The organism is Nostoc sp. 2RC (assembly GCF_014222165.1).
Lineage (GTDB): Bacteria > Cyanobacteriota > Cyanobacteriia > Cyanobacteriales > Nostocaceae > Nostoc > Nostoc linckia.
The window spans coordinates 1-6814 of sequence record NZ_JACKZU010000416.1 but is presented as its reverse complement, the minus strand read 5'-3'; the positions used below and the strand labels follow the sequence as shown (position 1 = coordinate 6814).

5 protein-coding genes are annotated in these 6814 nt (G+C 39.7%); 2 read left to right on the top strand and 3 right to left on the bottom strand.

What is annotated here, in order from left to right:
- Positions 1-149 precede the first annotated feature (149 nt).
- Complete coding sequence (locus tag GNE10_RS30185) at positions 150-998, top strand: alpha/beta fold hydrolase (protein ID WP_185569458.1); 849 nt, start codon at positions 150-152, stop codon at positions 996-998.
- A gap of 200 nt (positions 999-1198) precedes the next feature.
- A complete protein-coding gene (locus GNE10_RS30180) occupies positions 1199-2893 on the top strand; it encodes a serine/threonine-protein kinase (RefSeq protein WP_185569456.1) in 1695 nt (564 codons plus the stop codon).
- Between the two features lie 13 nt (positions 2894-2906).
- Here GNE10_RS30180 and GNE10_RS30175 read toward each other — a convergent pair whose 3' ends face one another.
- From GNE10_RS30175 to GNE10_RS30165, 3 genes are all read right to left on the bottom strand, one after another.
- Positions 2907-3695 carry an ABC-2 family transporter protein gene (locus GNE10_RS30175; protein ID WP_185569454.1) on the bottom strand — a complete coding sequence of 263 codons (789 nt, stop codon included), beginning with the start codon at positions 3693-3695 and terminating at the stop codon, positions 2907-2909.
- A 45-nt stretch (positions 3696-3740) separates the two neighbouring features.
- Positions 3741-4724 carry an ATP-binding cassette domain-containing protein gene (locus tag GNE10_RS30170; protein WP_185569452.1) on the bottom strand — a complete coding sequence of 328 codons (984 nt, stop codon included), beginning with the start codon at positions 4722-4724 and terminating at the stop codon, positions 3741-3743.
- Between the two features lie 402 nt (positions 4725-5126).
- Positions 5127-6773: an AarF/ABC1/UbiB kinase family protein gene (locus GNE10_RS30165; RefSeq protein WP_185569450.1), complete on the bottom strand. Its 1647-nt coding sequence runs from the start codon at positions 6771-6773 to the stop codon at positions 5127-5129.
- Between the last annotated feature and the right edge of the window lie 41 nt (positions 6774-6814).

The following is a 6814-nucleotide window of genomic DNA, read 5'->3' as shown; positions in this document are numbered from 1 at the left end:
GGGAAAAGGTTAAAGGTTAAAGGGAAAAGGAATAAATTTAATCTTTCCCCTTTTCCCCTTACCCCTTTCCCTTTCCCCATGCCCCATATCCCTCCTTTCGCAGTACGATATAAACGCAAAGATATCCCTCCACAGATGGATGTGCAATGATGCCTGTACGTCAGACTTTATCAAAACCTGATATCCACCTTTCTTATTTAGAGTGGAACCAGGGTCAAGAACCTTTACTGTTGTTACATGGTTTAGGTGACCATGCTCTTGTGTGGTGTAATTTGGCAGATTACTTGGCGGCAGATTACCACATAGTCGCACCAGATATGCGTGGACATGGCGAAAGTAGTAAACCAGATAAAGATTATAGCTTTGAGAGTGCGATCGCAGATCTAGAAGCACTCATGGACAGTCTCGGATGGACTTGTGCCCACATTGTTAGTCACTCTTGGACAGGCAAATTAGCCGCTATTTGGGCAAGACAAAACCCAAAGCGTCTACGAACCATGATTTTAATCGATCCAATTTTTATTTGGAAAATGCCCAGCTTCTTCAGGCTCACTTTTCCAATGTTGTATCGCTTCTTGCCTTTTCTTAAAAGTATGGGCCCCTTCACCACTCAGGAAGCAGCCGAACAGCAAGCAAGGCAATTAAAGCAATATCAAGGATGGAGTCCTCTACAACAGCAAGTCTTCCAAGCCGGAATTGAACAAAAGCCCGATGGTAGTTGGGGAAGCAAATTTACTGTGAACGCCCGCGATGAAATTTTTGAAGCAGTAATGCAAGTGCCCGGTTTTACCATTCCCCTTGATATCCCTGCCCTCTTCATCCAGCCAAAACAAGGGCTAAACCGCCAAAATTGGCAAATCCAACCTTACAAAACCTATCTGAAAAACTTACGTATTTCCCAAGTTCCCGGCAATCATTGGCCATTTTTGACACAACCAGAGCCATTTAACCAAACCATAGCAGCATTCTTAGCAGAACACAAATCGAAAATCTCATGATTATTTAAACGGGATTATCCCGCAAGAACAGAAGAATTAAGATGAGCGATGTCTATGGGCATTGGCCAAACAGGGCATGGGGAAAGGGGTAAGGGGAAAAGGAGAAAGATTAAATTTATTCCTTTTCCCTTTAACCTTTAACCTTTTCCCCTACCTCCCTTGTCTCTCCCATCTCCCCGCGTCTCCCCTACTCCCCACTCATGAGCCTTTGTATCAATCCCGTTTGTCCCAAACCAAATCACCCAAATAATCATCAAAACCGTTTTTGTCAAAGTTGTGGTTCTCATCTGGAATTGCTAGGGCGTTATCGGGTGGAGTCTCTGTTGAGTGACAAAACAGGTTTTAGTAAAGTTTATGAGGTATACGAAAAAAATACTCCCAAAATTCTCAAAATACTCAGAGAAGATTTATCAAGTAATCCCCAAGCTGTAGAATTATTTCAGCATGAGTTTACTGTGCTTTTAAAACTCAACCATCCTGGCATTCCTCAGGAAGATAGTTATTTTCAATATCAAACTCGCAATGGTTTAGTTTTGCATTGCATTGCAATGGAAAAAATCGACGGGTTAAACTTAGAGGAATGGTTTCATCAGCACAATAAACCTATTTCTCAAGAAAAAGCGATCGCCTACTTAAAACAGTTAATAGAAATTTTAGATTTGGTGCATAGCAAAGAATATCTACATCGAGATATTAAGCCATCCAACATCATGATTAAACCCGATGGGCAATTAGTAATCATCGATTTTGGTACTGCTAATGAAATCGCTAAAAATTCGCTAGATGAAAGTCCTAAAATGACGGCACTGATGTCTTCTGGTTACAGCGCCCCAGAGCAAATGAATGGTGAAGCTGTACCACAATCAGATTTCTTTGCTTTGGGACGTACCTTTGTGTTTTTGCTGACAGGAAAACACCCCTTAGATATGTATGATGTGCAGCACAATGTGTTGCATTGGAAAAATTCTACTCTTGATATCTCACCCTTAATATTAGATTTAATTGATTGGCTCATAGCACCAGATATAGAAAAACGCCCCGCAAATGCCCAGGAAATTTGGCAGCGTTTAGCAGAAATTGAAACTAAATTAACAACAAATCATGTCTCCCACATCGATGTTGTGAAAAATTTGGAACCAGAGCGATCGCTAGCAATTACTCCCAATTTTTCCCATGCAAATAACTATTTAGAAAAATTACCTTTACTGGGTATTTTTGCATCACTATTAATAGTTTTAGGATTACTTAGTGCAGTAGTTATCGCGACGCAGACATCAACAAATTCTTCGCCCCAAAATTACGGACAACTTCCAGAAAAAAAAGGTAATATTGATTATTATCCTTATCGTGAAGGTAGAGATAATCAAGGTAGAATTGCCAAATTTAATATAGCTGTTTTATCACTACAATATAAATGGGTTGTCGGTAGCAATTTTCAAATTCAATATAACGACCAAATTATTAGCCTCAACCTTTTAAAATTAAATTTAGAAGAACAAGGTATACAGAATATTATGGAAGAACCTAGTGAAATTATTTCTGTAGGTACAACTTCTTGCAAGGGCAATATAGAATCTCAAGAACGTCTAGCTTTAGAACGCTCCTTACAAATACAACTTTTAGTAAAAAAAATATTTATTAATCAACCCAACATCAAAGGCTATCGCTTATTAAATTTGGGTCAATTTCAACGAACTGATTGTCCAGAAAATCAGGATTTAACTACATATCAAAGAAGTATTATAGTTATTGGTGTTAAAAAACAATCAAGCAGCGTAAATCTAGATGAAGCTTTACGCGACAGGCTAGAAAAAAAGCCTTTTGCTGATTTTAAATTACAAGATTATTCCTTGGGAACGGCTGATAAATTTAAAACCACACCAAATAATTTATAATAAGATAGATTACTTAAGCTCCCATCCCCGAATACCGCTTCAAACCCGCACGCCACAACAAGCGATTCCCACCCAAAAATATTAATATCCAACCCACCATTGAGAAAAATCCTTGCCATAGATTTGTAGGTAGTCCCACCAAAATACTTGCAGGAAAATCAACCAAATATGGAAAAGGTGTAAACATTACTATTTGTCGCACGGGTTCTGGAAAAACTTCTAAAGGTGCAATCAAACCAGATAAAAATAGATAAAACAACAACCAAAAATTTTCTAAAGCACTGGCGCGTTCTGTCCAAAAAGCCAACATAGCAAAAGTGTACTGAATTATAAAACGCAGACTAAAAGCCAGTATCACTGCTAATATAAATAACAGCAATTGGCCCAAACTTGGTAACCAAAAAGCTTGGGGATAAAGAATAAAAAACAATCCCATTAATAAAAAAGCAAAACTCAAACGAGCGAATCTTTCAGAAATATGCCCCGCAAGATGATGCCATACTGGATCTATTGGTTGTAGCAATCTAGGAGAAAGTTTGCCTTCTACTACCTCTCTTTCAAAGTCCCAAATTACCCAAGCTACAGTAAATTGTCTAACAAGAAAAACTGTAATAAAGTAACGGGCAAAATCTACAGGTGATAGACCAAACTGCCCACTCTGGGCTGCTTGTATCCAAATACCCATCAGGATGATTGGCAAAGTTCCAGCCAAAACCCATAAAAAGAGTTCTGCTCGATACTCAACCATATAGGCATAGTATACCCAGAGAAAAGTTAAGGCTTTTCTAATTATTTGCTTCATCTATTTATTTCCCAAAAAAATTATTCCACACTCAACACTCAACAATCACTCCACAACCCCCGCCTGAAAAACTTGCCCAATTACCTGTTCTATAGACGGTTCAGTAACTGTTAAATCAATTACCTCTAAATCTGCCAAAATCTGAGATACAGTACGAGTGAGCGCCTCTCGTGGTACCAGATAACGCACTGTTCGCCCTTCTAAAAGCTCCACATCACCATAGGTCATGAGTTTTTGTATTGTTACGGGTTGGGCTAACTCAATATCCACTTCTCGATAAGGAGCAAAACGTTCCAACAGTCCATCTAAGCTACCGTCATACATTAAGCTTCCTTCATGAATTAATAGCACCCGTTGACACAAAGCTGTGATGTCAGCCATGTAATGACTCGTTAATAGCACTGTGGCTTGATAAATTTGATTGTACTCACGTAAGAAGTCCCGCACGGCTGCTTGAGCATTGACATCTAATCCCAAAGTTGGTTCATCTAAAAACAATACCTGGGGACGGTGCAAAAGTGCTGCTAATAATTCTGCCTTCATCCGTTCCCCTAAAGATAATTTACGCACTGGTTGGGTGAGTTTACCTTCCAGGGAAAGCATTTCTGTTAATTCTCCTACCCGCCGCTGGAACTCTTTATCGGAGATGTTATACACAGCAGCATTAATTTTCAAAGAATCTAACGCCGGTAAATCCCAAATTAGCTGTTGCTTTTGTCCCATCACCAAAGTAATTTTTTGCAAAAATGCTTCTTGGCGACGAAAAGGGACTTGTCCGCCTACTCTGACTGTACCGCTCGAAGGATAAATCAGCCCCGTGAGCATTTTCAGTGTGGTGGTTTTACCCGCACCATTTGGCCCCAAAAATCCCACTACTTCACCAGGAGCAATTTCAAAGGAAACATCCCGGACTGCTTGAATTGTGCGGTAGGTGCGGCGGAAAAAGTGGGTGATTGTGCCTTTAATACCGGGATTTTTGACCGCCACAGGATAAGATTTACTTAGTTTTTCAGCAATGATAATTGACATATTTTTATCTTAGAACCACAGAAAAACAATTCAAAAGTCAAAATCAAAAAAGACTTTTGTAGTCAAGTTTTGATAACAAATTGCCATAGAAATTATTGTTTGAAATTATGGAACTTTGTAGTCAAGGCTTGTAATCCAAAATCTAAAATCCTAAATCGCTATTAGGGTTTTTATTGTTAGCAATTTAAATACACAGAATTTACACTAAATTAAATAACTCCCAAAAATAAACAACAGCACATAGTGATTGACAGTTCACAGTCAACGGTCAACAGTCTTTTCTGGAATATTTTTCCTTGTAAGTTCCTTTTGAGTGTTTGTCTGTGGTTTTAAATAATCCAATGCGGATTTAATAATCATTAATTCCCAATATGGGAATGATTCAGTTCTAAAGCATAAATTTTACCGCAAACGTCCCGATCGCAGTGTACTAATAATTAGCCACAAACCTAATAAGCTAGCGGCTGCAAACAAAACGCTACTTAAAAAAGATAGCTGCGCTGTCTGCGCTCTAGTAGTAATAATTGCTGCTCCCATAATCAGCGAACCCACCAAAATGCTAAAAGACAAGCGGTTAGCAGCATCGTCCATAGTCCGCCGCACACCATCTAAACCCCGCAGTGATAAGTTCCACTGTAGGCTTTCGGAGGTAACTCGGTCTAATAACAGTTCAATTTGTCGGGGAGATTGCAGGGACAGACTTTTAAGGTCTAAGGCTGTTCTTAAGAGCGATCGCACTGGATTATCCCCTAATAATTGCCGACGAAACAAGTCTGTAATTAATGGCTGAATTTCATCGATGAGATTTACCTCTGGGTTAAAAGTACGCGCCACTCCTTCTAAGTTTGCCAGAGTTTTGGCATATAAACCCATGTTACTTGGTAAACGAATTTTATTGTTGCGAGCAACTTGCAAAATTTCGTAAATAATTTGACTGAAATTAATTTGACTCAAGCTGACATTGTAATACTTTCGCAGCATCCTGTCATAATCATTTTCTAACCGCGATAATATTACTGGCTGAGTTGAATCTGCTAACTGCAAAGTCAACTGAGCGCATCTTTGAGCGTCTAAATCTACGATCGCCAACAACATTTCTGTTAATATCTGCTGTGTGCGGGGATCGAGTCGTCCCACCATGCCACAGTCTAAAAGTGCAACCCGGCCATCTTTGAGATAAAATAAATTTCCTGGGTGTGGATCGGCATGAAAAAACCCATCTATATATAGTTGTTGAAAAAATACCCGAAATAATAAAGTAGTTATTTCTTTACGCTCTACAGCAGGGTCTTTGTCATTGTTATTGCTGTTTAAATCTGCCGACAGAAACGGTACTCCATCCAACCATTCCATCACCAGTAATTTTTCTGTGGTCAAATCCCAATAAATTTTGGCGACTACTATTTGCTTGGGATCGAACCAGCGACTTTTGGATAAATTACGCCGCAGTTGGTCTGTAAAACTTGCTTCCCTTGTGAAATCTAACTCAGCTTCTAGAGCTTTGGTAAATTCCTCAGCGATGGATTTGATTTCATAGGTTTGTCCAAAATCAGTACGCGCTACTAAATCGGCAATACCTTGAATTAAAGCAATATCTTGGGCGATAGTAACATCAATTCCCGGACGCTGGACTTTAAGAGCGACTTCTCGACCATCTATTAATGTAGCTCTATGGGTTTGGGCAATCGAACCGGCTGCTACTGGAACGGGATTAATTGTACTGAAAGTTTCCGCCAGTGGTCGTTTTAGCTCCTTACGGATGATGATTTCCACCTCTGACCAGGGAACTGGCGGTACTTCATCTTGGAGGGTTGATAGTTCTTCTATGTAAGAGCCACTCAGTAAATCTGGACGAGTGGAGAGTAGCTGACCGAGTTTCACATAAACTGGCCCTAAATCTACCAGAATATTTTTTAAAACCGCAGGTGTCGGTAGCTGGGGTTCATCTGCTTTACCACCAGTTAGCAACCTCCGCATATAGTCCCAGCCATTGCGAAGGAAGACTTCAATAATTTCTCGTTGACGGGGAACGGTTTGAGTTAGGAACATTTTGGGATGTGGGGAGTAGGGAAAGGGGAAAGGGGAAAGGG

Excerpts from the sequence above, each read along its gene's own strand:
- GNE10_RS30165 (WP_185569450.1), bottom strand. The coding sequence starts at position 6,773 with ATGTTCCTAACTCAAACCGTTCCCCGTCAACGAGAAATTATTGAAGTC.
- GNE10_RS30180 (WP_185569456.1), top strand. The coding sequence starts at position 1,199 with ATGAGCCTTTGTATCAATCCCGTTTGTCCCAAACCAAATCACCCAAAT.
- GNE10_RS30175 (WP_185569454.1), bottom strand. The coding sequence starts at position 3,695 with ATGAAGCAAATAATTAGAAAAGCCTTAACTTTTCTCTGGGTATACTAT.
- GNE10_RS30185 (WP_185569458.1), top strand. The coding sequence starts at position 150 with ATGCCTGTACGTCAGACTTTATCAAAACCTGATATCCACCTTTCTTAT.
- GNE10_RS30170 (WP_185569452.1), bottom strand. The coding sequence starts at position 4,724 with ATGTCAATTATCATTGCTGAAAAACTAAGTAAATCTTATCCTGTGGCG.